Annotated in this window: 20 protein-coding genes; 10 read left to right on the top strand and 10 right to left on the bottom strand. The window is 42.7% G+C overall.

Features of this window, described 5'->3' with window-relative positions; genetic code table 11:
* Positions 1-34 precede the first annotated feature (34 nt).
* Positions 35-361: a YbaB/EbfC family nucleoid-associated protein gene (locus B7P33_RS13665; protein ID WP_097442578.1), complete on the bottom strand. Its 327-nt coding sequence runs from the start codon at positions 359-361 to the stop codon at positions 35-37.
* Between the two features lie 67 nt (positions 362-428).
* Between B7P33_RS13665 and B7P33_RS13660 the strand changes: the two genes are divergently transcribed.
* The 3 genes from B7P33_RS13660 to B7P33_RS13650 all read left to right on the top strand — a co-directional run bounded on the left by B7P33_RS13660 (position 429) and on the right by B7P33_RS13650 (position 5,086).
* Complete coding sequence (locus B7P33_RS13660) at positions 429-2,567, top strand: S9 family peptidase (RefSeq protein ID WP_394341533.1); 2,139 nt, start codon at positions 429-431, stop codon at positions 2,565-2,567.
* Between the two features lie 113 nt (positions 2,568-2,680).
* Positions 2,681-3,721, top strand: a complete 1,041-nt coding sequence (locus B7P33_RS13655) for a PLP-dependent cysteine synthase family protein (RefSeq protein WP_097442987.1) — start codon at positions 2,681-2,683, stop codon at positions 3,719-3,721.
* Positions 3,722-3,826: 105 nt separating this feature from the next.
* Complete coding sequence (locus tag B7P33_RS13650; RefSeq protein ID WP_097442576.1) at positions 3,827-5,086, top strand: aminotransferase class I/II-fold pyridoxal phosphate-dependent enzyme; 1,260 nt, start codon at positions 3,827-3,829, stop codon at positions 5,084-5,086.
* Between the two features lie 65 nt (positions 5,087-5,151).
* Here B7P33_RS13650 and B7P33_RS13645 read toward each other — a convergent pair whose 3' ends face one another.
* The 5 genes from B7P33_RS13645 to B7P33_RS13625 all read right to left on the bottom strand — a co-directional run bounded on the left by B7P33_RS13645 (position 5,152) and on the right by B7P33_RS13625 (position 9,720).
* Positions 5,152-5,748 carry a hypothetical protein gene (locus B7P33_RS13645; RefSeq protein ID WP_097442575.1) on the bottom strand — a complete coding sequence of 199 codons (597 nt, stop codon included), beginning with the start codon at positions 5,746-5,748 and terminating at the stop codon, positions 5,152-5,154.
* Positions 5,741-6,247 (bottom strand): RNA polymerase sigma factor, encoded by a 507-nt coding sequence (locus B7P33_RS13640; protein ID WP_097442574.1) that lies wholly within the window; start codon positions 6,245-6,247, stop codon positions 5,741-5,743. The genes B7P33_RS13645 and B7P33_RS13640 overlap by 8 nt, the downstream gene beginning before the upstream one ends.
* Positions 6,237-7,094, bottom strand: coding sequence for an alpha/beta fold hydrolase (locus B7P33_RS13635; RefSeq protein WP_097442573.1), 858 nt, complete (start codon positions 7,092-7,094; stop codon positions 6,237-6,239). Before B7P33_RS13635 ends, B7P33_RS13640 begins: the two co-directional genes overlap by 11 nt.
* A gap of 426 nt (positions 7,095-7,520) precedes the next feature.
* The gene (locus B7P33_RS13630) at positions 7,521-8,639 is read right to left on the bottom strand and encodes a GTP cyclohydrolase (RefSeq protein WP_097442572.1); all 1,119 of its coding nucleotides are present in this window, start codon (positions 8,637-8,639) and stop codon (positions 7,521-7,523) included.
* A gap of 64 nt (positions 8,640-8,703) precedes the next feature.
* Complete coding sequence (locus B7P33_RS13625) at positions 8,704-9,720, bottom strand: transporter (protein WP_097442985.1); 1,017 nt, start codon at positions 9,718-9,720, stop codon at positions 8,704-8,706.
* An 86-nt stretch (positions 9,721-9,806) separates the two neighbouring features.
* On the opposite strand from B7P33_RS13625, the gene B7P33_RS13620 reads away from it, so the two are divergent.
* The 4 genes from B7P33_RS13620 (at position 9,807) to B7P33_RS13605 (ending at position 15,344) form a co-directional block, all read left to right on the top strand.
* Positions 9,807-10,079 (top strand): DUF4834 family protein, encoded by a 273-nt coding sequence (locus tag B7P33_RS13620; RefSeq protein ID WP_097442571.1) that lies wholly within the window; start codon positions 9,807-9,809, stop codon positions 10,077-10,079.
* A gap of 96 nt (positions 10,080-10,175) precedes the next feature.
* The gene (locus tag B7P33_RS13615) at positions 10,176-12,611 is read left to right on the top strand and encodes a hypothetical protein (protein WP_097442984.1); all 2,436 of its coding nucleotides are present in this window, start codon (positions 10,176-10,178) and stop codon (positions 12,609-12,611) included.
* Positions 12,608-13,897 (top strand): glycosyltransferase family 4 protein, encoded by a 1,290-nt coding sequence (locus tag B7P33_RS13610; protein WP_097442570.1) that lies wholly within the window; start codon positions 12,608-12,610, stop codon positions 13,895-13,897. The genes B7P33_RS13615 and B7P33_RS13610 overlap by 4 nt, the downstream gene beginning before the upstream one ends.
* The gene (locus tag B7P33_RS13605) at positions 13,881-15,344 is read left to right on the top strand and encodes a lipopolysaccharide biosynthesis protein (RefSeq protein WP_097442569.1); all 1,464 of its coding nucleotides are present in this window, start codon (positions 13,881-13,883) and stop codon (positions 15,342-15,344) included. Before B7P33_RS13610 ends, B7P33_RS13605 begins: the two co-directional genes overlap by 17 nt.
* Before the next feature lie 151 nt (positions 15,345-15,495).
* Here the strand turns inward: B7P33_RS13605 and B7P33_RS13600 are convergent, their stop codons facing one another.
* Both B7P33_RS13600 and uvrA read right to left on the bottom strand, forming a co-directional pair.
* Positions 15,496-16,791: a hypothetical protein gene (locus B7P33_RS13600; protein WP_097442568.1), complete on the bottom strand. Its 1,296-nt coding sequence runs from the start codon at positions 16,789-16,791 to the stop codon at positions 15,496-15,498.
* A 639-nt stretch (positions 16,792-17,430) separates the two neighbouring features.
* A complete protein-coding gene (gene uvrA / locus B7P33_RS13595; protein ID WP_097442567.1) occupies positions 17,431-20,217 on the bottom strand; it encodes an excinuclease ABC subunit UvrA in 2,787 nt (928 codons plus the stop codon).
* 248 nt (positions 20,218-20,465) lie between these two features.
* Here uvrA and B7P33_RS13590 point away from each other — a divergent pair, with 248 nt between their 5' ends.
* Together B7P33_RS13590 and B7P33_RS19395 are read left to right on the top strand one after the other, a co-directional pair.
* Positions 20,466-21,047 carry an RNA polymerase sigma factor gene (locus B7P33_RS13590; protein ID WP_097442982.1) on the top strand — a complete coding sequence of 194 codons (582 nt, stop codon included), beginning with the start codon at positions 20,466-20,468 and terminating at the stop codon, positions 21,045-21,047.
* 71 nt (positions 21,048-21,118) lie between these two features.
* Positions 21,119-21,268: a hypothetical protein gene (locus B7P33_RS19395; protein WP_172435953.1), complete on the top strand. Its 150-nt coding sequence runs from the start codon at positions 21,119-21,121 to the stop codon at positions 21,266-21,268.
* A gap of 217 nt (positions 21,269-21,485) precedes the next feature.
* Here the strand turns inward: B7P33_RS19395 and B7P33_RS13585 are convergent, their stop codons facing one another.
* Positions 21,486-22,157 (bottom strand): endonuclease III domain-containing protein, encoded by a 672-nt coding sequence (locus tag B7P33_RS13585; RefSeq protein ID WP_097442566.1) that lies wholly within the window; start codon positions 22,155-22,157, stop codon positions 21,486-21,488.
* A gap of 52 nt (positions 22,158-22,209) precedes the next feature.
* On the opposite strand from B7P33_RS13585, the gene bcp reads away from it, so the two are divergent.
* A complete protein-coding gene (gene bcp, locus B7P33_RS13580) occupies positions 22,210-22,668 on the top strand; it encodes a thioredoxin-dependent thiol peroxidase (protein ID WP_097442565.1) in 459 nt (152 codons plus the stop codon).
* A gap of 74 nt (positions 22,669-22,742) precedes the next feature.
* On the opposite strand, the gene B7P33_RS13575 is transcribed toward bcp, so the two are convergent.
* Entirely contained in the window at positions 22,743-24,197 is a 1,455-nt protein-coding gene (locus B7P33_RS13575) for a nucleotidyl transferase family protein (protein ID WP_097442564.1), read from the bottom strand.
* Positions 24,198-24,213: the final 16 nt, after the last annotated feature.

The raw sequence follows: 24,213 nt of genomic DNA, 5'->3' as shown, positions 1-24,213 counted from the left end.
TAGTATCTAGTATCTAGTATCTAGTATCTCAACCCTATTTAAACAAGCCATCCATCCCCGGAATGTTGGGTATACCTTCCTTGGCTACGGCGGCCAATTCGGCCTCATTTACCTTTCCGGCCTTTTCCAAAGCACGGTTTAAGGTAGTGATCAAATAGTCTTCCAATTGTTCTTTGTCTGCCAACAAACGGTCATCAATCTTAATTTCCGTAAGGGTTCGGTTTGCCGTCAAGGTGACCTCAACCAAGTTTTCGGCCGAACTTTCCTTTACATATACGGTATCCAAACGTTTTTTGGTGGCCTCTACTTTGGCTTGGGTCTCTTTTAGTTTTCCCATCATGCCCATTAAATCCCCGAACATAGCTGTGTCTTTTTATGGTTATAGGGTCAAAAGTACTAAATTGGTAACAACACTAATCAACTTCCGTATGTCAAAATCCATTCACTTTATTAGAGCTACGGCTATAAGCCTTATTTTTGCATCCGCTTGTAAAGATCAACCTATGAAAGAGTCGCTAGATCGCGGACCGATTGCCAAAAAAATCCCAACCCAATTAGAAAAACACGGCGATATACGTGTCGATGATTACTATTGGATGAACGATCGGGAAAACCCTGAGGTAATCGCACATCTAAATGCAGAAAATGCGCATTATGAAAATGTGATGGGGCATGCCCAAGATTTTGAGAAACAGTTGTTTCAAGAAATGAAGGGACGCATTAAGGAAGACGACAGCTCGGTACCTTATAAATTAAATGGGTATTGGTACATTACCCGTTACGAGATTGGGGCCGAATACCCGATCTATACCCGAAAGAAAGAAGATTTAGAGGCAGATGAAGAGGTGTTGTTCAATGTAAACCTCTTGGCCAAGGATTTCGATTACTACCAAATGCGCGGACTCTCGATAAGTCCGGATAACCAGAAGATCGCTTTTGGGGTAGATACGGTGTCGAGGCGCGAGTATACCATTCAGGTAAAGGATTTGGCTACGGGCCAAATACTAGAAGACCGTATCGAAAATACGACAGGCAGTACGGCTTGGGCCAGTGATAATAAAACTTTTTTCTATACCAAGAAAGACCCGGTAACCCTTAGGGCCGATAAAATCTATCGTCATGTGTTGGGTACCGATCCCAAAGACGATGTATTGGTTTTTGAAGAAACCGACGATACCTTTAGTTGTTATGTGTATAAAACTAAATCGAAAAAGTATTTGGTCATCGGTAGCTACAGTACCTTGACTACGGAAATTCGTATTTTGGAAGCGAACAATCCTCTGGGTGACTTTAGGGTGTTTTCTGAACGGACCAAAGGCGTGGAGTATTCCATTTCGCACTATAATGGCGATTTTTATATACTGACCAACAAAGATGGGGCGACCAATTTTAAGGTTATGAAAACCGATGAAAGAGCCACCAACATGGAAAGTTGGCAAACTTTTATTGCCCATAGGGAAACGGTTTTACTAGAAGATCTTGATATTTTTAAAGACTATTATGTGGTGTCGGAAAGGGAAAACGGATTAAACCGGATTCAGGTCAATCGCTGGGATGGGTCGGAATCCTATTATCTGCCCTTCGAAAATGAGACCTATACGGCCCATGTGGGTTATGTACCCGATTTTGATACCCAAATCCTGCGCTATTCCTATACGGCCTTGGGTACCCCGAATTCGGTCGTCGATTTTGATATGGGTACCCAAGAAAAAGAGGTGAAAAAACAGGCCGAAGTTTTAGGCGGAAAGTTCCAAGAGGACAATTATATTTCTAAACGGGTGTGGGCCACGGCCCGTGATGGGGTAAAGGTCCCTATGAGTATCATTTATCATAAAGACACCCCGTTAGATGGTACTAGCCCGCTGTTACAGTATGCCTATGGTAGCTACGGCCATACGTTGGATCCCTATTTTTCGTCGGTACGCTTAAGCCTTTTAGATCGTGGCTTTATCTATGCCATTACCCATGTGCGTGGGGGTGAATATTTGGGTAGACCTTGGTATGAAGACGGTAAATTACTTAGGAAAAAGAACACCTTTACCGATTTTATCGATTGCTCGAAATATTTGATCGCCGAAAAATGGACCGGGGCGGAACATTTATACGCCAATGGGGGGTCGGCCGGTGGTTTATTGATGGGCGCTATACTTAATATGGCCCCTGAATTGTATAATGGGGTAGTGGCCGAGGTGCCTTTCGTAGATGTGGTTACCACCATGTTAGACGATTCCATTCCTTTGACCACAGGGGAGTATGACGAATGGGGCAATCCGAACGATAAGACCTATTACGACTATATGAAGTCGTATTCGCCCTACGATAATGTTGCTGCCCAAGGGTATCCGCATATTTTGGTTACCACCGGATTACACGATTCCCAAGTACAGTATTTTGAACCGGCCAAATGGGTGGCCAAATTACGGGAACACAAAACCGATTCGAATAGGTTGCTGTTCAAGATAGATATGGAAGTGGGTCATGGTGGGGCCTCCGGCCGCTTCGAGTTCCTAAAGGATGTTGCCAAGGAATATGCCTTTTATCTCGATTTGGAAGGACAAACCAAATAATTGTCCATGTGATTTAGTTGTCGGGTAAAAGTCCGTTTATCGAAAAAAAACGTACTTTTGCAGATAGTTTCCTAGACAATCGGGCCTCGGTTCGGTTGTGTCAAAGCTACTCTATGGAAAATAAAATTAAGGCGTATAACAATGTGTTGGAACTTGTTGGAAATACGCCACTTATCAAACTAAACCGCATTACCGAATCTTTTTCTGGTGACTTTTATGCCAAGGTCGAAGCCTTTAATCCTGGGCATTCGGCCAAAGATCGTATTGCATTACATATTATTGAAGAGGCCGAAAAGAAAGGCATTCTAAAACTTGGGAATACCATTATTGAGACCACTTCTGGAAATACTGGCTTCAGTATCGCAATGGTAGCCATTATTAAAGGGTACGAATGTATTTTGGCGGTAAGCTCCAAATCGTCCAAGGATAAGATCGATATGCTAAAAGCCATGGGGGCCAAGGTATTCGTTTGTCCGGCCCATGTAAGTGCCGATGACCCAAGGTCCTATTATGAAGTGGCTAAGCGTATCCATAAGGAATTGAAAGGATCGGTCTATATCAACCAATATTTTAACGAAGGCAATATCGATGCACATTTTGAGACCACAGGTCCTGAGATTTGGCGCGATATGGCCGGAAGCCTTACCCATTTGGTGGCTTGTAGTGGTACCGGGGGTACGATTTCGGGTACGGCTCGTTATCTAAAATCTAAAAACCCGGATATTCAGATCATCGGGGTTGATGCCTATGGCTCGGTATTGAAAAAGTACCATGAAACCGGGGAGTTCGATCGCGACGAGATTTATCCGTACCGTATCGAGGGCTTGGGTAAAAACCTGATTCCTACAGCTACCGACTTTTCCGTAATCGACAGATACATTAAGGTTACCGATGCCGATAGTGCCCATATGGCCCGTGAATTGGCCAAAACCGAAGGTCTGTTTTCAGGCTATACCAGTGGGGCTGCCATGCAGGCGGTAAAGCAATTGGCTGCTGAAGGTGTATTTTCATCCGATAGTAAGGTTGTTGTGTTATTACCCGACCATGGATCGCGTTATATGAGTAAAGTATACAGCGATCAATGGATGGAAGATCAAGGCTTTTTTAGTCCACAAGTAGCCGAGAAACCGGTTGCGGTGGAATACGTTAAATAAGTATTAAAAAATAGGTCGTCGAGGGTCCAATAGGGGCCTTCGATGGGTTTTATAAGGTTTATGTGGGTAAAATGGTTAGTTTTGCCCCCAGAAAAATTGAGATAGATGAAGGATATTTTCGATAGGATTATCTCCAATAAAGGGCCTCTAGGTCGATGGGCTTCCCAAGCCGAAGGGTATTTTGTTTTTCCTAAACTGGAAGGACCTATTTCCAATCGTATGAAATTCCAAGGTAAAGAAGTCATTACCTGGAGTATCAACGATTATTTGGGAATGGCCAATTTACCTGAGATTAAAAAGGTAGATGGCGATGCGGCCTATGAGCATGGTGCGGCCTATCCTATGGGTGCCCGTATGATGAGCGGACATACCGATTACCATGAGCAATTGGAGCAGGAATTGGCCGAGTTCGTATCTAAAGAATCGGCTTATCTATTGAACTTTGGTTACCAAGGAATCATGTCTTGTATAGACGCCTTGGTACATAAAGACGACATTATCGTATACGATGTAGATTGCCACGCCTGTATTATTGATGGAGTGCGTTTGCATATGGGTAAACGTTTTACCTTTAAGCATAACGATGTCGAAAGTTTGGAGTTGAACTTAGAGCGTGCCACCAAAATGGCCGAACAGACCGGTGGGGGTATCTTGGTTATCTCCGAAGGGGTTTTCGGTATGCGTGGCGAACAAGGTAAACTAAAGGAAATCGTTGCCCTTAAAGAAAAATTCCAGTTCCGTTTGTTGGTTGACGATGCCCATGGTTTTGGTACCCTGGGTAAAACCGGTGCAGGTGCAGGTGAGGAGCAAGGTATTCAAGACGGAATCGATGTATATTTCGCCACCTTCGCCAAATCTATGGCCGGAATCGGTGCATTTTTGGCGGCCGATAAAGAGATAATCGATTATTTAAAATACAACCTGCGTTCGCAAATGTTCGCCAAATCGTTGCCCATGATCTATGTGAAAGGGGCCTTAAAACGTTTGGATATGTTGCGTACCCAACCCGAGCTTAAAGAAAAGCTATGGGAAAATGTAAACGCCCTACAGAACGGATTGAAAGAACGTGGTTTCGATATTGGAACTACTTCTAGCTGTGTTACCCCGGTGTATTTGAATGGTAGTATACCTGAGGCCATGGCCTTGGTAAAAGATCTTCGTGAGAACCATGGTATTTTCTGTTCCATAGTAGTGTATCCGGTAATACCGAAAGGATTGATCCTATTGCGTATGATTCCAACGGCTACACATACCATGGCCGATATTCGTGAGACCTTAGAGGCTTTCTCAAGCATTCGCGAGCGTTTAGAAAACGGAACTTATAAGAGACTATCGGCAGCCGTAGCCGCTGCCATGGGTGAATAATGTGTTTGTACTAATGTAGAAAAGCCCCGATCCTACGGGGCTTTTTTTTGTTAAAAAGTTAAGGGCTATTCGGCCACAAGTTCTTCGCGCAGTTGTGATAACTCGTTTAAATGCCGCATTTCTTTGCGTACCCCTTTGCGGATTACCAAGAAGAGGATGATACCTACCACTACATAGGAAACATCGATTAGGATTAAATAGGGTAAAGGAATGTATTTTGCAAACTCTGGCGTAATCATATAAAAGCCAATGGTATAGCATGCAATAATCGTTGGAGCGACTACATGGTGAATCATTTTACGATAACTATGGAAGGCATAGGTGTTTTCCAAAGTTTTAAGGGCACCATCGCTATGGTTTATACTTTTGGCCCGGTGAATACTACCGATCTCAATAATGATCCTGATCAATAATCCTAAAATCATTAAACCAACCCCAATACGACTTAGGGTTTCTTGAACAGGTGCTACATAATAGAAGAATAATGAAATGCCGATCAAGGTAAGACTCAATATACTTATGGTGCCATAATAGAAAAAGTAATTGCTTTTCTCCTTTTCTTTTATTTTGGAATATAACTCTGAAATAGCCCCGGTTTTGGGGTTTAATTTCCCTTTGGCCTTTTGCCATTGGTTTTGAATTTCAAATAAATCGTTATCCATGGTTCGTGGGTGTCAATAGTTTTTTTAATCGTTTTTTGATGCGATGGATCTTTACCCTGACATTGCTAGGGTTTATGCCCATTACCTCGCCAATGGTGTCGTATTCCTGGCCTTCCAAGACCATCATAATGATGAGTCGATCTGTTTCGGCCAGTTTCCCTATGGCGGTGTACAGTGTTTGGGCTTCATCTGTTTCTAGAATCGTGCTTTCCTGGGCTTCTAGATTTTCAGAAAGTTCATTTAGGTTTCGCTTTTTTTCCTTTTTAGATTTATTAATAAAACCCAGGCAACTGTTCACCGTAATACGGTAGATCCAAGTTTTATAGGAAGAAGCGCCCCTGAATTTGTCAAGGTTTTGCCATATTTTAATGAATACTTCCTGTACCACATCATCTGCCTGTATGCGGTCTCCTTTTAAATAACCCAAACACATTTGCAAGACCATGGCATGGTGGTCGGCATAAAGTTTTTCGAATAGTTCGGTTTGTTTAGCGTCCATCAGTCAGAAATAGGCTGATTTGTTCTAAATACCATTGGGGCTGGTCGTACATAATAAAATGCCTGCTGTTTGCGGCTATGGCGATTTGTTTTATGGGTAACCCTTGGAATTGTTCCTTCATAACCTTTTTACTCCTATCGGCACTAGGGAAAGAGGCGGCAAGCACAAGGGTAGGGGTGTTTATCTTATTTAGTTGTTCCCTTTGGTCTAATTTCAAAAGGTCGGTATACCCATAAACAAAGGTCTTTCGGTCGGCCTTGAGTATCCATTGGGTCAGTACTTCTTTTTTATCTAGCGCATTTACCATATTTCCGGCCATACCTTGGGCATATTTTTCAAAGGATGTGGCTTCCATATTTAGTAGTTGTTGGTTATACGGACTCTCATAAAATAGGTTTTCCGCAGCTACATTGGGCATCATTACGGCACGCATACAAGGTAATGAATCTACGATTACCATTTTTTCTATGCGTTCGGGCAAGGCCGTAGCGATATCGAGGGCCAAGTTACCACCCATACTATGTCCGATGAGGATAATGTCGGTTAGCTTTTCGGTTTCAATGTATTGGATGAGGTCTTTTTTTACCGTATCGTACCAAGGCATGGGAATGGGGGCGCTACCATTGAATCCGGCATAAGTAAAACGATACGATTTTCGATTTAGTTGAAGCTGGTCAATGGTTTCTTGCCAGATGGATCCAGGTACGGTGAATCCGGGTAAATAGAGTACGGGTTTGCCGTTACCACTGATTTCCACCTGAAAAGATGGGGTGGAAGTAGATGTTCCGAAGCTGCTTATGGGTAGACTGATCAAGAGGCCAAGGATAAATAGTCTTGCGATTTTCATGTTGTCGTTTTTTACAAGTTTTTACCCTTTGATAAAAAAAACGACAAATGTTACACCTTTGGTTAAAAAAAATGTACGACCCCTTCTTTTTTGATGATTTCGGAAAGGGGTGAGGTCAAAGCTATCCGAAACTTGATAGCTTTAGACGAATAGAACATAGAACAAGGAAAATAGACTTCCGAAATTAAGGTGCTTCAGTTTTATTGTACACAAACCAAACCGAATTTGAGGATGCTATCTGTACCGATGTATTCAGGTTTTAATGCGAAAAATGAATAGCATTGCCACCCAGAGTGCCGTGTCTGCCGACAGTCAGGCCGTCGAAGGGCATTAAACAAATATATCCTTAACGTAGTCCCGTACGGATTCTGGGAGTAATAGGGCTAAGAGTCTTATTATAGGACATGTATGGTGCTAAGAAAAAATCTACAGGTCCTTTTTAAAGGTACAACGCCTCTTGTAAATCTTGGGGTCAAAGTGTTTCCAGATCTGTTGTATGGCAATATTGTCGGCCAATTCCGGGGTCCTATAACAAGTCTTTATGTCTTTCGATTTGAAAGTTTTATAGTATTCGCTAAATATAACAGCCGTAACCCCTTTGTTTTGGTATTCTGGGGCTACCCCGATTAAATAAAAACTAACATCTTTACTCTTTTTCTTGGCTTTTAAAAGGTGTAGGAAGCCGAAGGGGAACAATTTACCGTTCGCTTTTTTCAGTGCTTTGGAAAAGGAGGGCATTACAATACCAAAGGCTACCAATTTATCATGTTCATCGACCACGAACTTAATGTACTCGGGGTTAATGAAGGAAATGTATTTTTCTTTAAAAAATGCCTTTTGTTTTTCCGACATGGGTACAAAAGACGATAGTTTGGCGTAGCTGGTGTTGAACAGGTCGAACATTTCATCTACACGGGGCATTATATCGGTAGTCTTGGTATAACTGAGCGGTTTTACCTTATAGCGTTTCTGAACAAGTAGGTTAGCCTTTTCGAAAAATTTGGGCTTGGCATTTTCAAAAGGGAATTTCCATTCCAGATACTCTTTTTCCACCGCAAAACCATGCTGTTCGTAATGCGATTTATAATAGGGATGGTTGTACCAGGTAATCATAGAACCCAGCTCCTCGAATCCTTCGGTGAGTACGCCTACCTTGTCCATATTCGAAAAGCCAACTGGACCTTCCATAAAATGGAGCTGCTGTTGCCTACCTATTTCGGCTACCTTTTGCAATAAGGCTTTGGAAACGGCCAAATCGTCAATAAAATCGAACCAACCGAAACGCATTTTGGGCACTTTTTGCTGGTCTATTTCTACGTGGTTCACGATGGCAGCAACCCTACCCACGGTCTTTCCATCGGTTTTGGCCAGGAAAAAACGGGCCTCTGCATTTTCAAAAGCCGGATTTTTTTCGGCATCGAAAGAATCGATTTCTTCCTTTATCAAGGGTGGCACCCAAAACGGGGAATCGTTATATATTGAAAATGGAAAAGTAACGAAGTCTTTTAGACCTGCCTTATCGGTAACTTCCTGGATTTGGATCATGTCGAGGGATTATTCCCCAAAAATAACCACAATGCGGCAGTCTTCAAATTTTACGGGCCCGATATTAAAAATCAATGGCCCCGTTGTCTTTTTGCTTTTTATTCTTTTTCCCCTTTTTCTTTTTCTTACCCTTTTTCTTCATACTGTTCTTTTTGATGGGGCCACCATCAAATTCAGCATCTTGGTCCTCAATGGGCATTGGTCTATCTACATGGTTATCCAAACGATAGGAAACACCAATGGAACCACTGTAAATCTGTCGACCGGTTTTGAAGTTGGTACTGAGTTGGGCATCGAACTGTAGATCTTCTTTAAAAAGATAGGCCGATCCTACCCTGAAGAAATTGTCTTTGAACAATTCCCCGTTAATACCTTGGTACTCCATAAAGGCACTCCATTTGGGGTTTCTAAAGGCACGGGTATAGGAAACGATGTATTCCCACTGGGTAAAATCGGTGCCGATATGATCGTAACTGATATTAGTGATCAAAACCGAACGCGGGGTCAACCTACTTTGGGTGTTTATGCCGGCCCTAGGCGAAAAACCATAGAGATCGGTGGGGAAATAGGGGTTGTCGTCAAAAATGTAATTGGCACCGGCATATACTGAAACCGAAGGGATCAAGTTCCGCAACTGAAAAACATTATTGGCACGCCAACTCAAAAGATTAGGTTTGTTACGTTCCGGATTTTTGTAGCGGTCGTAAACCAAATATTTGAATCCGATTCGGTTTTTGGTGAAATCGGTACCCTTCACCTTATTGTCATTTAGGGTATAGGTGTTTTTGGCATAATTGCCCTCATAAATGATTTCCAAGGGCTCGAATAACAAACCGTAACGAATGGCAAGGTCTAATCCAAATTCATTGGATTTGCTATCTGGGGTATCCCATTTTCTATTGGTATAATCGAGGGCGGTTTCAAATTGCAATACATTTCGACCCACGGCATAGGCACTCACCGAAGCGCCCGGCCGGTTTGAGTTGATTACATCGGTATATTGGGCAATAATACTATCGGTAAGGAGCAGGAAAGCGAATAGGCTGACCCCCAAGGCCCAAGTTATTTTAGTCTTTTCCATGGTTTGTGTTTTCTTCATATTTTTAAGGCTTTTGTCGGGGCAAACCGACCAAGAATCGTACATTTGATTCTAAAGAGGGCGCAATTATGGCTATTCTTGAAACGATTTTAATCGTACTTATAGTATACTATATACTTAAAATATTGGCCAAGCGTTTTGGCCCGGTATTGTTACGGTATGCCGCCAAGAAAACGGAAAAACGTTTTAGGGATGCCTTTGAAAAACAGGCGCGGGCGCAAGGCCGTACCACCCAATCTACGGAAGGCGAAGTCACGGTAGATAACACCGTTCGCTCGAATGAGCGATTTCGAAGTAAGAAAAAGGTTGGGGAGTATATAGATTTTGAAGAAGTAGAATAAACCAAAAAACTAGGACACCAGGTGTAGTTGGATCCCATGATACCACAAACTGCCGGGGAGTTTGAACGACCAAAAACCGAATTTGGAAATCAAAACATGAAAACCGATTTAAAGCCTTATTTCATACATTTTTTCGCCTCCGTATTCTTTGTACTGGTCGCCTTATTGTATTTCAGTCCCGTGCTCCAAGGGAAAAAACTGCCCCAATCCGATATCAGGCAGTACAAGGGTATGGCCCAAGAACAAACGGAGTTTAAAAAAGAAACCGGGGAAGAACCTTATTGGACCAATAGTGCCTTTGGGGGTATGCCAACCTATCAGTTAGGGGCCAATTATCCGCATAACTACATCAAAAAACTCGATAAGGTCATTCGCTTTTTACCCCGACCGGCCGATTATCTGTTTTTGTATTTCATCGGATTCTACATTTTACTCAGTTGCATGAAGGTAGATTATCGTTTGGCCATCTTGGGGGCGCTGGCCTTTGGTTTTTCTACCTATATGATTATTATCTTGGGGGTGGGCCATAATGCAAAAGCACACGCTTTGGGTTATTTGCCCATGTTGTTGGGGGGTATTCTGTTGGTGTTCCGTAAAAAATACCTTTGGGGCTTTATTTTGAGTGCTTTGGCCATGGCTTTGGAGGTCAATGCCAACCACTATCAAATGACCTATTACTTTATGTTGTTGGTATTGGTTTTTGGGGCCATTAAGTTGGTGGAAGCCATCCGTAAAAAAGAATTGAAACATTTCGGTATTTCGGTAGGGCTTTTAATCGGGGCCGTTATTTTAGGAATCGCTACCAATGCTACTAGCCTAATGGCGACCAAGGAATATGCCGATTGGAGTACTCGGGGACCCTCTCAGGTTACTGTTTTGCCCGATGGTTCGCCCAAGGAAAAATCAAGTGGACTTAGTAGGGAGTACATTACCCAATGGAGTTACGGAATCAGTGAGTCCTTGAATTTGTTCGTTCCACGAATGTTCGGGGGGTCAAACCAAGAAAACCTGGGCAAGAACTCTAAAACCTATACCTTTTTAAAAGATCAGGGGCTTTCCAATTCACGAGCACTCGATTTTACTTCTTCCTTACCCTTGTATTGGGGTGATCAACCCGGTACCTCGGGCCCGGCCTATGTGGGGGCCATATTATTGTTCCTGTGTATTTTGGGTATGTTCCTGTTAAATGGCAATACCAAATGGTGGCTATTCGGTGGAATTTTGATGTCCTTGTTTTTGTCATGGGGAAAGAACTTTGCCTTGCTCACCGATTTTATGATCGATTATTTTCCGCTATACAATAAGTTTAGGGCAGTTTCTTCCATACAGATCGTATTGGAGCTCTGTGTGCCCGTTTTGGCCATGTTGGCCTTATCGGAATGGCTTTTTGGAGCAAGCAAGAAAAAGGAAAAACTCAACGCTTTTAAGATTAGCGGCGCTATAACCTTGGGCCTGACCGTTTTTATTTTTCTGATCAAAGGGAGCTTTGGTTTTGAAGGAGCCTCCGATGCTACGCTGAATCGTTATTTCGGCCCAGAGGTAATGGCCATGATCCAAATGGATCGGAAGGCGGTCTATACCAGTGATTTGCTTCGATCACTATTGTTGGTGGTCTTAACGGCTGGTGTACTATGGCTCTTTGCCCAGAAACGCTTGAAACGTAACCTGGCGATTGTATTGGTCGGTCTTTTTGTTTGTTACGATTTGGTCGGAGTAGCCTTGCGGTATGTAGATAAAGACGATTTTGTTTCCAAAAGATTGGTAGATCAACCCTTTACCATGCAAGCCGTAGACAAGCAGATTTTGGAAGATGATGGCGTGTATCGGGTGTTTAACCCCCAAGAAGGTCCGGAAGGGGCACAGACTTCGTATTTCCATCATTCCATTGGAGGTTATCATGCGGCTAAACCCAGGGGTATGCAGGAACTGTTCGATTTCCATATTTATAAAAACCATGTGGGGGTATTGAACCTGTTGAACGTAAAGTATATTATCCAGCAAGATGAAGAGGGCAACGCCTACCCGGCGGTGAATCCGGAGGCTTATGGCAATGCTTGGTTTGTTTCGAAACTGATGCCGGTGCATTCGGCCGATGAAGAACTTTCTGGGTTACATATGTTGGATGGTAAGGAAGAAGCTTTGGTCAATACCGAAGAATTTCCGGCCATTTCCCGATTGGAGTACCAAAAAGACTCTACAGCAACCATTGCCTTGGTAAATTATAAACCCAATGCCTTGGAGTATGTCACGGATAATGACCAAGACGGGTTTGCTGTTTTTTCAGAAATGTACTATGCAGAAGGTTGGCAGGCCTTTATCGATAGAACGCCGGTCGATCATGTTCGTGTAGATCATGTATTACGTGGTTTGCCTATTCCGGCCGGTAAACACGAGGTCAGTTTTAAATTTGTTCCGAAGGTGGTAGAAAAGGCTACCCCGATCATGTTAGGGGGCAATATTGTTTTAGGACTGATTTTGATCGGTGGTATTCTATTTACGTTTCTAGGCAACCGTAAAGAAAAAAAGGCTTGAAACGGGTATTGATCGTTACCTATTATTGGCCCCCTGCGGGTGGCCCAGGGGTGCAACGCTGGTTAAAATTCGTAAAATACCTTCCTGAATTCGAAATAGAGCCCATCGTTTATATTCCTGAAAATCCGCATTATCCTATTCAAGATGCCTCTTTGGTAGACGAAATTCCGGATACTATTACCATAGTAAAAGCACCCATTTGGGAGCCCTACGGACTGGCTGGAATTTTCTCTAAAAAGAAGACCCAAAGGATCAGTTCAGGTATCATTACCGATAAAGAACCCGGATTTCTAGAGCGGATGATGTTGGCCATTCGTGGCAATCTCTTTATTCCGGATGCCCGTAAGTTTTGGGTAAGCCCTTCAATTAAGCACATTGGAAAGCTATTGGATAAGGAGAAAATCGATACGGTAATTACTACAGGTCCACCACATTCCTTGCATTTGATTGGTTTGGGGTTGAAAAAACAACATAATATCCGATGGATCGCCGATTTTAGGGATCCCTGGACCCAAATTGGGTACCATAAAAAATTACGGCTATCGACTTGGGCAAAACGTAAACACCTTAAGTTGGAAAAACTGGTACTGCAACAGGCCGACCAACTTATCGCTACGAGCAAGACCACTTCCCGTGATTTGGAAAAAATAGGTGACACGCAAGTGCTCACGATTACCAATGGTTACGACCACGCCCATAACCCAGATGTACCTAAGGATACCACATTTAGTTTGGCCCATATTGGTTCTCTGCTTTCAGGAAGGAACCCCCGGGTGCTATGGCAGGCCTTACAGGAATTATGTGCGGATAACGAAAACTTCTCAAAAGATCTACGCCTTAATTTTTCTGGGGTAGTGGGGGAAGAAATAAAAGAGGACCTCCGCAAATGCGGTCTTTTTGATAAAGCGGAATTCTTAGGGTATATTTCCCATGATGAGGCGGTACAAATGCAACATCGTTCGCAGGTGTTATTGTTACTAGAGATCGATAGCCCGGAAACAATGGGTATTATTCCAGGGAAATTATTCGAATATTGGGTAAGCAAACGTCCCATTTTAGGTATTGGGCCAGCCGGTTGGGAAGTAGCCGAAATGATCCATACTACCCAAAGTGGCTCCGTGTTTACGCCAAAGGATAAAGACCGGATAAAAAACGTACTTTTAAGCTGGTATAGCGCCTTTACTTCCGAAACCGGATTACACACCAATGCGGTGGGAATAGCAGCCTATGCCCGACGGGAACTGACTAAACAACTGGCCAACTTGCTCCATGGGGATCGTACTTAAACAATCACTGAACAATACCATAATCACCTTTATCGGTTTTGGCATCGGTGGCATAAACACCTTGTTTTTGTATACCAATTTCCTTTCAGAGGAATATTATGGTTTGGTCGGTGTTATTTTGGCTACGGCTACCTTGCTCATGCCTATAATGGCCTTTGGGGTGCCCAATACCATGGTCAAATATTTTTCAGGTTATGCCCACGAAAAAGAGAAGGATGGTTTTCTAACAGTGATGTTGTTCCTTCCGTTGGTAGCTATAATTCCCATTGGCATTTTTGCTTGGGTAGCCGATAGTTTGATTATCTCCTTTCTTTCTAAACGCAATGCATTGGTCGGGGGATACTTTTGGCATATTTTCATCATTGGCGTGGCCATGGCATATTTCGAGCTTTTTTATACTTGGGGTAAAGTGCAGTTGAAGTCGGTATTCGGTAATTTTATGAAGGAGGTCTTCGTACGGATCGGGGTTAGTCTGTTACTTCTTTTAGTGTACTTTGATGCCATTACTGTTACTGTCTTTTTGCAGGCATTGGTCGGCTTGTACGTATTGCGTTTGTTGATCATGAAATGGTATGCCTTCCGCTTGCGTTGGCCTAAAATCAGTTTCAAGTTTCCTGCCAATACCAAAACCGTAATTTGGTACTCATTGTTCATCATTTTCGGGGCCTCGGCCGCTATGGCCTTGACCGAGATCGATAAGTTTATGATGAACCTGTATATTCCTTTGGACTATATCGCGTATTATACCGTGGCCGTATTTATGGCCAGGGTAGTGGCCGTTCCGTCTAGGGCCATGCACCAAATTACCTATCCGCTTTCGGCTAAATTATTGAATGAAGGAAAAATCGGGGAGTTGGGCGAGATCTATAAAAAAAGTTCACTGACCCTTTTTGCCTTGGCCAGTCTGCTTTTGATCTTGGTTTTGGTGAGTGTACGTGACCTGTATCAACTGTTGCCCGAAGGCTATGAACAAGCTTTTTTGGTAGTACTCTTGTTAGGCCTTACCAAGGTTTACGATTCCTTTTTGGGAAATAATAATGCCATATTATTCAGTTCCGATTATTATAAAACCGTATTGTATCTAGGTGTATTGTTAGCAGTGGTTACCGTGTTGTTGAATATGTGGTTGTTACCCATATTCGGCATGATGGGGGCCGCATGGGCCACGGTTATTGCCATCGTGCTGTACAATACCATTAAATTGGTGTTCGTTTGGCGAAAACTGGGTATACATCCGTTACAGGGTAATGCCGTTGGGGTAGGGGTGCTGGCCTTGGCCTTAGGACTGTTGTTTTATTATCTTCCGCTTCCGTTCGATGCCATTCCGAATATCGTGATTCGTTCGGTCTTGGTGGCCAGCATATTTATGGGGGTGATGCTAAAATTCAATTTGTCGAAAGATATTTCAGATGCCTTGGTAGGATTGTTAAAGGGAAAAACCCCATAACAGTAGTACCGTTACAGGGTTTTAACAACTAACCAACCTAAAAACTAACTAAATCTATTGGCACCGCCAAAGGGGTTTAATACCTTGAGGCTTACCTCAAAATTATATTCTTGTTGCATTCTGATGCCACGTGTGCTTGCACCTGGGTAGTTTACTGTATTCCGTTTCTGCTACTTCTTCCGCTTCTGCCCCTGCTTTTAGAGGAATTGGTGTTGCTTCGTGAGGCAGATTTGGTATTGCTACTTCTACTACTACGCGAACCGTAGTTGGTGTTTTTATTTTTTTGGCCACTATTTCGGCTACTCCTACTGGCCGTAGCCCTATTACTATTACTTCTGTTGGACTGGCTACGGGCTTTGGGTTGCGTTGAGCGGGTTTTACCCTGGCTATAGCTGTTGGATTGACTCCTGGTTTTGGTCACCCTGTCCGATTTTACCGAGTTGGAACTTCTTTGGCTATAAGAACTGCTTCTATTGGCACTGCTTCTATTATTGCTTTTGGTGCGGTAAGCCGCATATTCCTTTTTGGGAGTATTACTCCTTTGGGACGAGGAACGATGGGCAGAACTGCGTCCCGAACTACTTCGGTTGCTGCTATAGCTGTTGCTTCTGTTAGAACCTTTTCTGTTATAATCATTTTTCGAAGTATTACGTTTCGAACTTCTTGAGGCGTATTTGCCATTGTCGTAACTTCTTTGGTGTTTTTCGGTATAACTATTGCTTCTACCTCGGTCACGTTTTACAACCCTATGGTCGTTTTTATAGATGCTGCCCCTTCGGCTGTAGTTCGGACTTTTACTGTAATAGTTGTAATGCCTGCCTACATCGTAGTAGGTTCTTCTATAATTGTAACGGTATGGGCTATAGTAGGTATAACGAATAGGACTATAGTACCTTCTATAAGGTCTGTCGTACACCATACACATGGCAATCGTAGGCCTAGCGAAATAATCGTAATACGGTCTATAGGTATAATAACGGTTGTATACGTTTATGTACCCGTCGCAATAGCGGTAATAGCCGCGATTATCGTAAAATACGGTTAGGCCGCCAATGGTATGGATCCGGTTTCTTCTATAATTAATGCGTACCGAACCAATTTGAGATACCCTGCCATAATAATCATAATAGACGGGGATGTCTTCTACTTGTATAACGGCCCCGTAATCGTCGTACTGTACATAAGGATTGTAGTCGTAACCAGAGTTAAAGGTGAGTCCCACATTACCGATGCGTACATGGGCATTGATATTGACTTCGCGGTTGATGTAGAAATCGAACTCCCCGTCGGCGAATACCGAAAAGGTGATTCCATCTTCCTCGAAAATAAAGTTCTTTACATTTCTGGTGGTAATGACCTCTACGGATCCGTTTCCTTTAGCGGTATGGGCTTGAAGCGAAAAGTTTCCTAAGGCCAAAATGGCGAATATGAAGGCTATCTTTTTCATGGATCTGTTTTTTAAGGTTCTAAGTGTGGTTATCCGCACTCGACCAAACCTATTCAAACAGCGTGCCAAAAATTAGACATTGCGTCTATTGTATTGTTAATCAGTAAAATGTCTTGTATAGGAGAAGAAGTGGAGGTATTGTTGCGTGCCGGGTTTTATTGTTTAAAGGGTTTGTAGTTCATGGTTCATGAGTTTCCACGAATCTTTACTTCGTACCTTGTACTTCCCACTTTGTACCTCGAAAGAAGCATTGCTACATGGTTACATTATGTAATTGATACATCGCCACGGGCTGACACGAATTTCACGAATATTCACGAATTTTGACTTTGTACCTAGTACTTCCCACTTTGTACTTGGAAAAGTTTATGGTTTGAGGGGTTTATAGTTTTAGGGTTTTCGAATTCATGATAAAACCGAAATTCGAGCTATTACTTGGTACTTTGTGCTACTTACTTTGTACTTGAAAAGGTTCATGAATATCCACGAATTTTTCCTTTGTACCTAGTACTTCCCACTTTGTACCTCGAAAGAAGCATTGCTACATGGTTACATTATATAATTGATACATTGCCACTGGCTGACGAACTTTGTACATCGAACTTCGTCTTTTTTCTATCCTCTATTTTCTATGGTCTTTTAAACCAATTTCTCCGCCAAATACTTTGCTGTATGCGATTTCTTCACTTTGACTAAAGATTCTGGCGTACCGTAGGCTACCAGATTACCTCCTTGATCGCCACCGTTTGGACCTAGGTCAATCACATGGTCGGCGCATTTTATCAATTCAATATTGTGTTCGATTACTACGATGGAGTGGCCTTTGTCAATCAACTTTTCAAAGGATGTGAGTAGTTTTTGGATATCGTGGAAATGCAGTCCGGTTGTAGGTTCATCGAATATAAAAAGGGCTTTTTCCTTTTGTTGGCCTTTGCCCAAAAAAGAAGCGAGTTTGATCCGTTGCGCTTCCCCACCGGAAAGGGTAGAAGACGATTGGCCAAGGGTTACATAGCCTAAGCCTACTTCTTGTAAGGGTCTGAGTTTGTTCACGATTTTTTTCTGACCGTGCTCTTCAAAGAAAGACAGGGCATTGTCTATGGTCATTTCCAATACATCGTGAATACTGGCGTCTTCGAACTGAACTTCGAGAACTTCCTTTTTAAAACGCTTTCCGTTACAGACCTCGCATTCTAAATGCACATCGGCCATAAATTGCATTTCTATGGTAACCTCACCTTCCCCTTTACACTTTTCACAACGACCTCCGTCTACATTAAAGGAGAAGTGCTTTGGGCTATAGCCTCGTAGTTTCGAGAGTTTTTGGGCGGCGAAAAGGGCCCTGATCTCGTCATAGGCCTTTACATAGGTCACCGGATTGGAACGGGAAGAACGGCCAATGGGGTTTTGGTCCACGAATTCCACGGTTCGCAAATGCGGATAACTGCCTTCTATTTTGGTAAACTGCCCGGCTTTTTCACCATAACCCCCAACTTCTTTAAGTATGGCCGGATATAGTAATTTTTTGACCAAGGTGCTTTTACCACTACCCGAAACCCCGGTAACCACGGTTAAACAGTTTAGCGGAAAGGTAACATCTATATTTTTTAGATTGTTTTCCCTGGCTCCGATCAGGGTAATATGATCCTGGGTTTTTCTTCGGGTTTGGGGTATGGCGATTTCCATTTTCCCGGTTAAGTATTGGGCCGTAAGGGAGTCGGAGGCCATAATATCGTCCCAACTGCCTTCGGCCACCACGTGACCTCCAAAAGTACCGGCTTCCGGGCCTATATCAATTATATGGTCGGCGGCCTTCATAATATCCTCATCATGCTCTACCACGATTACCGTATTGCCTAAGTCACGTAACGATTTTAAAACGGTTATTAGGTTTTCGGTATCCTTTGGGTGCAGGCCAATACTGGGTTCGTCCAAAATATACATAGATCCTACCAAGCTACTACCTAGCGAGGTGGCGAGGTTAATACGCTGACTTTCACCACCCGAAAGTGTATTCGATTTTCGGTTAAGGCTCAAATAGCCCAAGCCCACCTTGTTCAAAAAGCCCAGGCGATCGTTTACTTCCTTTAATAGGCGTTCGGCAATATGGGTATCGTGCTCCGATAATTGGAGCTGTTCGAAAAACACTATCAACTTATCTATCGATAGATCTACCAATTCCGAAAGGGCCTTGCCGCCCACCTTAACATAAGATGCTTCTTTTCGTAGGCGCTTACCATGACAGGTCTTGCATTGGGTCTTTCCACGGTAGCGCGATAGCATCACTCGGTTTTGGATCTTATAGCTTTTCTCTTCCAATTCCTTGAAAAAGGCATGTAGACCAGTAAAGTATTCGTTGCCTTCCCAAACCAATTGCTTTTGTGCCTCACTTAGCTCGAACCAAGGTTTGTGAATCGGAAAATCGAAATGGTAGGCATGGTTTACCAATTGGTCACGGTACCAACCCATGCTCTCGCCCCGCCAAGGGAATATCGCGTTTTCGAAAACCGAGAGGCCGGTATTGGGTACAACCAGGTCGTCGTCAATACCGATTACGTCCCCATAACCTTCACAGGTGGGGCAGGCCCCATACGGATTATTAAAACTGAACAAATGGGTGTTGGGTTCCATAAAGCTCATGCCATCCAACTCAAAGGCATTGCTAAAGGGGGTGATTTTGGTATCGGATAGATCTTCGATACTACAATTGCCTTTGCCTTCGAAAAAGGCCGTATCGATGGCATTGGCCAAACGGTTGTAAAAGTCCTCATCGTCCTTTACCACAATACGGTCTACCACCAATTCAAAACTATCGGAAAGGGTTTGGGCATCGACTTCATCCAAGCGTACTACCTTACCTTTATGTTTGATACGGGCATAACCTTGTTGGTTCAGTACCTGAAGTAGTTTATCGAGTTCCTGGTCTTCCTTCTTAATGATAGGGGCTAATAATAGCAGTTTACTGCCCAGGGGTTTGGTCTTAATAAAATCGACTACATCGCTAACCTTATGTTTTTTTACCTCCTTGCCCGAAATGGGCGAGAAGGTCTTCCCGATACGGGCATAGATCAATTTAAGGTAGTCGTAGATTTCAGTTGTAGTACCTACGGTCGAACGCGGATTGGTTACGTTTACTTTTTGTTCAATGGCAATGGCCGGGGCTATACCTTTAATAGTATCTACCTTGGGTTTGTCAAGCTTACCCATAAACTGTCGGGCGTAAGACGATAGGCTTTCTACGTACCTGCGCTGTCCTTCGGCATAGAGGGTATCGAAGGCCAAACTCGATTTTCCCGACCCCGATAACCCGGTTATGACCACCAATCGGTTTCTCGGAATCGCTACATTGATATTTTTAAGGTTGTGCAATTTGGCCCCAAGAATTTCTATTTTCTTCTGACTACTGGGCGAAACGGTACTAACGGGCATACTGAAAATTATTCGGGTAAAGATACAATATAACGAAGTTAATAGACGTTACACCGGATTTAACATCAGAAATAGCCCAGATCACAACATACATTTTTAGCTAAGGTCCTAATTTGCCTATATTTGAATCGTAATATTTAACTGAATAGGCCTATACAGCGAAATTACTTTTTAACATTTACTAAATACCCAAATTCCCTTTTCCAACCAAAAAGGGGCAATTGTTAAACCGAAAAAGTAATTTGTATATGGAACTACAGATTGATGATTCAGTATTGGTGAAAGATTATATCGGAGGCAACGAACAAGCCCTCGAAATCTTGATAAACCGTCACAACCAGCGCATTTCTAGCTTTATTTACTCTAAAGTACTCGATAAAGAGGTTACCGAGGATATTTTCCAAGATACCTTTATCAAGGTGATACGTACCCTAAAAAGAGGGTCGTACAGTGAGGAAGGTAAGTTTTTGCCTTGGGTAATGCGAATAGCCCACAACCTTATTATCGATTATTTCAGGAAGAATAAGCGGATGCCCAGCTTTGAAGGCAGCGACGATTTCAATATCTTCTCTGTAATCGGTGACGATAAGCCCAATGCCGAAAAACAATTGATCAAGAACCAAATCGATAGCGATCTTCGTTTGTTGGTAGACGAATTACCGGAAGATCAAAGAGAGGTATTGATTATGCGTATCTATCAGGATATGAGCTTTAAGGAAATATCTGAAAACACCGGTGTAAGCATAAATACGGCTTTAGGTAGAATGCGATATGCCTTGATCAACCTAAGAAAGATCATCAACAAGCATAATATCGTTTTAACGAATTAATCGGTAGTAGGTCGATATTGACAATAAATGCATTTCATTGGCGTTACTATTATGTAACAAAAATGAAATGTATGGAAAACATTTACTCCGAAAAAGAAGAGAGACAACTCTGTAAGCTATCAAAAGCTTCGAAACAAACCGTAGATTTCCTACTTCAGTATTCCAAAAGTTTGGATGTAGTACAATACGGAGATCTATACTTTGAGCGCCAATTGAATTAATTGATCTGAAAAAAAATAAAAGAAACCCTGCCATGCAGGGTTTTTTTTATGGGCACCGCCAGAAGGGTTTATTACTTCGAAGTGCGGAGTAGTTTAGGTCTCAATCTAATATTGGGAGTATTCTTTTTTTGATTTTAAGTATCGGATAATAAGATACATACAGGCGAATCGCTTTATTTTTAGAATTACTTGGAATCAAAGCTTTAACTCCCAGTTTTTACTTGGCCCCCCGTTTTTGATTGGACTTGTAATAATCATTGATCACGGTTTTTCGACCGATGGTCTTGGTGATCACATCATTTTCGAGATTCCAGCCACGGGCTTGGCAATATTCCCGTCCGTACCAAATGATTTGAAGATGTAGGTTGTTCCATAGTTCTTTGGGAAACAATCTTTTGGCATCTTTTTCGGTCTGAACCACATTTTTTCCATTCGAAAACCCCCAGCGGTACATGAGTCTGTGTATATGGGTATCTACAGGAAAGGCTGGTATACCAAAGGCTTGGGAGACTACTACCGATGCTGTTTTGTGTCCTACTGCCGGTAATTCTTCCAAAAGGGCAATATCTTGGGGCACCTCGCCTTGGTATTTATCGATCAAAATTTGGGACAGACCATGTATACCCTTCGATTTCATGGGCGAAAGACCCACGGGCCGAATAATATCCCGAATTTGATCTACCGTTAATTTGACCATATCGTACGGATTGTCAGCCACATCGAAAAGAATGGGGGTGATTTGGTTTACCCGTACATCGGTGCTCTGGGCCGATAATAATACCGCGATCAATAAGGTATAGGGGTCTTTGTGATCTAACGGAATGGGGATTTCCGGGTAAATCTCGTCTAAGGTCTTTATTACGAAAGCTACTTTTTCGGCCTTGGTCATTTTCGTATTTTCGTGTAAAGATACATACAGCAATCCTTAAAACAATATTACCATGAAAATGCTCGAAGTAGGGGATAAGGTACCCGTTTTTGAATCGGTCGATGAGGCTGGAAACCCAGTAAAACTTAGTGATTATAAGGGTAAAAAGCTTGTAGTTTTCTTTTACCCCAAGGCCAGTACACCGGGTTGTACGGTAGAAGCCTGTAACCTACGTGACCATTATAGTGAGCTACAGGCCAAAGGATTTGAGTTGTTGGGGGTTAGTGCCGACAGTCAAAAAAGGCAGACCAATTTTAAGAACAAATACGAGTTCCCTTTTCCCTTATTAGCAGACGAGGACAAGACCGTTATCAATGCCTTTGGGGTTTGGGGACCTAAAAAATTCATGGGCCGTATATACGATGGTATCCATAGGGCCACCTTTCTGGTCGATGAAAACGGGGTAGTGAGCCATGTGATCAATAAGGTAAAAACCAAAGAACACGCCGCCCAGATATTGGAGTTGGTGTAAATTTGTTAGACTGAGTGTAGTTGAAGGAACTCTAATTATAAAACACTTCGACTACGCTCAGTCTGACATATGGGTTATTCGCTTGCGATTTCCGCTGGCTTACGCCTAAATAGGTTTTTCTCCTTAATCACCTCGGCAATCCCTTCGGGCAGTTCTTTTTCCCAGCCTTCGTCCCCATCCATAATGCGTTTTAGAACATTACGGGAGAAGACATGTAAAATATCGGGATCGTAATCGATAATGTCCATCACCTTACCATTGTACTTAAAGAACTTATACAGTTCCTTCATGCGTGGGTGTACTTTTACATTATTGCTGGTCAGTACTTGACCGGTCTCTTGATCTTTAAGCGGATATAGATACACTTTCAGATCTTTGAAGAACAGTTTTCCAAAGGCCTCCAAAATACCACCACTTAAATGACGATAATATTTTTCGTCGAATACATCGACCAGGTTGTTTACGCCCATGGTAAGGCCCAAGCGCAATTTGGTAAAACTACTTAGGTATTCTACTAGTTTATAATATTCCTGAAATTTCGATATCATTACCGTATGGCCAAGCGAGCATAATAGCTCTGCCCGATCCATAAAGTCTTGTTCGTCGATTTCTCCCGAGGCTTTTAGGTTCGACAGGGTAATCTCGAAAATCACAATGGTTTTTTCCTCTTCAACCGTTTGTTCGCGTATGAATATGTCGTAACTCTTTTGGAACATATCCATATTCACCTTGGTTACGGGCCTAAAACTACCACGTAGCGCAAGAATGTTCTTTTTGTATAAGGCGGCGGCAGGTAAAAGGTTGTTTCCATCGGGCCCGAACATTACCGCTTCGGTCATGTCGTTTTTGATTAACTGCAGACTCATCAATCGATTATCTACGTCTTTAAAGTTGGGCCCAGAAAAATTGACCATATCGATTTCCAAGGTGTCCTTGTCAATATGGTCGTATAGGTATTTTAGTAGTTTCTTGGGTTTGTCGTGCTTAAAAAAGGCGCCATAGATCAAGTTTACCCCAACGATACCCAAGGTTTCTTGTTGTAAACGGGCCTCGGTCTGCTTAAAACGGACATGTAATACGATCTCGTCGTATTCTTTTTGATCGGGGTGTAACTGGAATTTAATCCCCAACCAGCCATGGCCTTTGTACTTTTTGGCAAAGTCGATGGTAGCTACGGTGTTGGCATAGGTGAAGAACAATTTCTTCGGATGCTTTTCGCGGCTTAAGCGATCTTCCATGAGTTTCATTTCATGGGAAAGCATTTTCTTTAGACGGCTTTGGGTTACATAACGGCCATCGTCCTCAATACCATACACGGCATCAGAAAAGTCTTTGTCGTAGGCACTCATCGCCTTGGCAATGGTTCCCGAGGCACCCCCCGATCTAAAAAAGTGACGGGCTGTTTCCTGTCCCGCACCGATTTCGGCAAAGGTTCCGTAAATATCTGAATCTAAGTTAATGCCAAGGGCTTTGGCCTTAATGGATGGGATGTTTTCAAAAGGATTCGCCTTTTTAACGACTGAAGCCATTGTAATGGTTTAAGTT

Source organism: Sediminicola luteus (genome assembly GCF_002514735.1).
Classification (GTDB): domain Bacteria; phylum Bacteroidota; class Bacteroidia; order Flavobacteriales; family Flavobacteriaceae; genus HQA918.
This window is presented reverse-complemented; position numbering and strand designations above follow the sequence as displayed.

Excerpts from the sequence above, each read along its gene's own strand:
- B7P33_RS13665 (WP_097442578.1), bottom strand. The coding sequence starts at position 361 with ATGTTCGGGGATTTAATGGGCATGATGGGAAAACTAAAAGAGACCCAA.
- B7P33_RS13660 (WP_394341533.1), top strand. The coding sequence starts at position 429 with ATGTCAAAATCCATTCACTTTATTAGAGCTACGGCTATAAGCCTTATT.
- B7P33_RS13655 (WP_097442987.1), top strand. The coding sequence starts at position 2,681 with ATGGAAAATAAAATTAAGGCGTATAACAATGTGTTGGAACTTGTTGGA.
- B7P33_RS13650 (WP_097442576.1), top strand. The coding sequence starts at position 3,827 with ATGAAGGATATTTTCGATAGGATTATCTCCAATAAAGGGCCTCTAGGT.
- B7P33_RS13645 (WP_097442575.1), bottom strand. The coding sequence starts at position 5,748 with ATGGATAACGATTTATTTGAAATTCAAAACCAATGGCAAAAGGCCAAA.
- B7P33_RS13640 (WP_097442574.1), bottom strand. The coding sequence starts at position 6,247 with ATGGACGCTAAACAAACCGAACTATTCGAAAAACTTTATGCCGACCAC.
- B7P33_RS13635 (WP_097442573.1), bottom strand. The coding sequence starts at position 7,094 with ATGAAAATCGCAAGACTATTTATCCTTGGCCTCTTGATCAGTCTACCC.
- B7P33_RS13630 (WP_097442572.1), bottom strand. The coding sequence starts at position 8,639 with ATGATCCAAATCCAGGAAGTTACCGATAAGGCAGGTCTAAAAGACTTC.
- B7P33_RS13625 (WP_097442985.1), bottom strand. The coding sequence starts at position 9,720 with ATGGAAAAGACTAAAATAACTTGGGCCTTGGGGGTCAGCCTATTCGCT.
- B7P33_RS13620 (WP_097442571.1), top strand. The coding sequence starts at position 9,807 with ATGGCTATTCTTGAAACGATTTTAATCGTACTTATAGTATACTATATA.
- B7P33_RS13615 (WP_097442984.1), top strand. The coding sequence starts at position 10,176 with ATGAAAACCGATTTAAAGCCTTATTTCATACATTTTTTCGCCTCCGTA.
- B7P33_RS13605 (WP_097442569.1), top strand. The coding sequence starts at position 13,881 with ATGGGGATCGTACTTAAACAATCACTGAACAATACCATAATCACCTTT.
- B7P33_RS13600 (WP_097442568.1), bottom strand. The coding sequence starts at position 16,791 with ATGAAAAAGATAGCCTTCATATTCGCCATTTTGGCCTTAGGAAACTTT.
- uvrA (WP_097442567.1), bottom strand. The coding sequence starts at position 20,217 with ATGCCCGTTAGTACCGTTTCGCCCAGTAGTCAGAAGAAAATAGAAATT.
- B7P33_RS13590 (WP_097442982.1), top strand. The coding sequence starts at position 20,466 with ATGGAACTACAGATTGATGATTCAGTATTGGTGAAAGATTATATCGGA.
- B7P33_RS19395 (WP_172435953.1), top strand. The coding sequence starts at position 21,119 with ATGGAAAACATTTACTCCGAAAAAGAAGAGAGACAACTCTGTAAGCTA.
- B7P33_RS13585 (WP_097442566.1), bottom strand. The coding sequence starts at position 22,157 with ATGACCAAGGCCGAAAAAGTAGCTTTCGTAATAAAGACCTTAGACGAG.
- bcp (WP_097442565.1), top strand. The coding sequence starts at position 22,210 with ATGAAAATGCTCGAAGTAGGGGATAAGGTACCCGTTTTTGAATCGGTC.
- B7P33_RS13575 (WP_097442564.1), bottom strand. The coding sequence starts at position 24,197 with ATGGCTTCAGTCGTTAAAAAGGCGAATCCTTTTGAAAACATCCCATCC.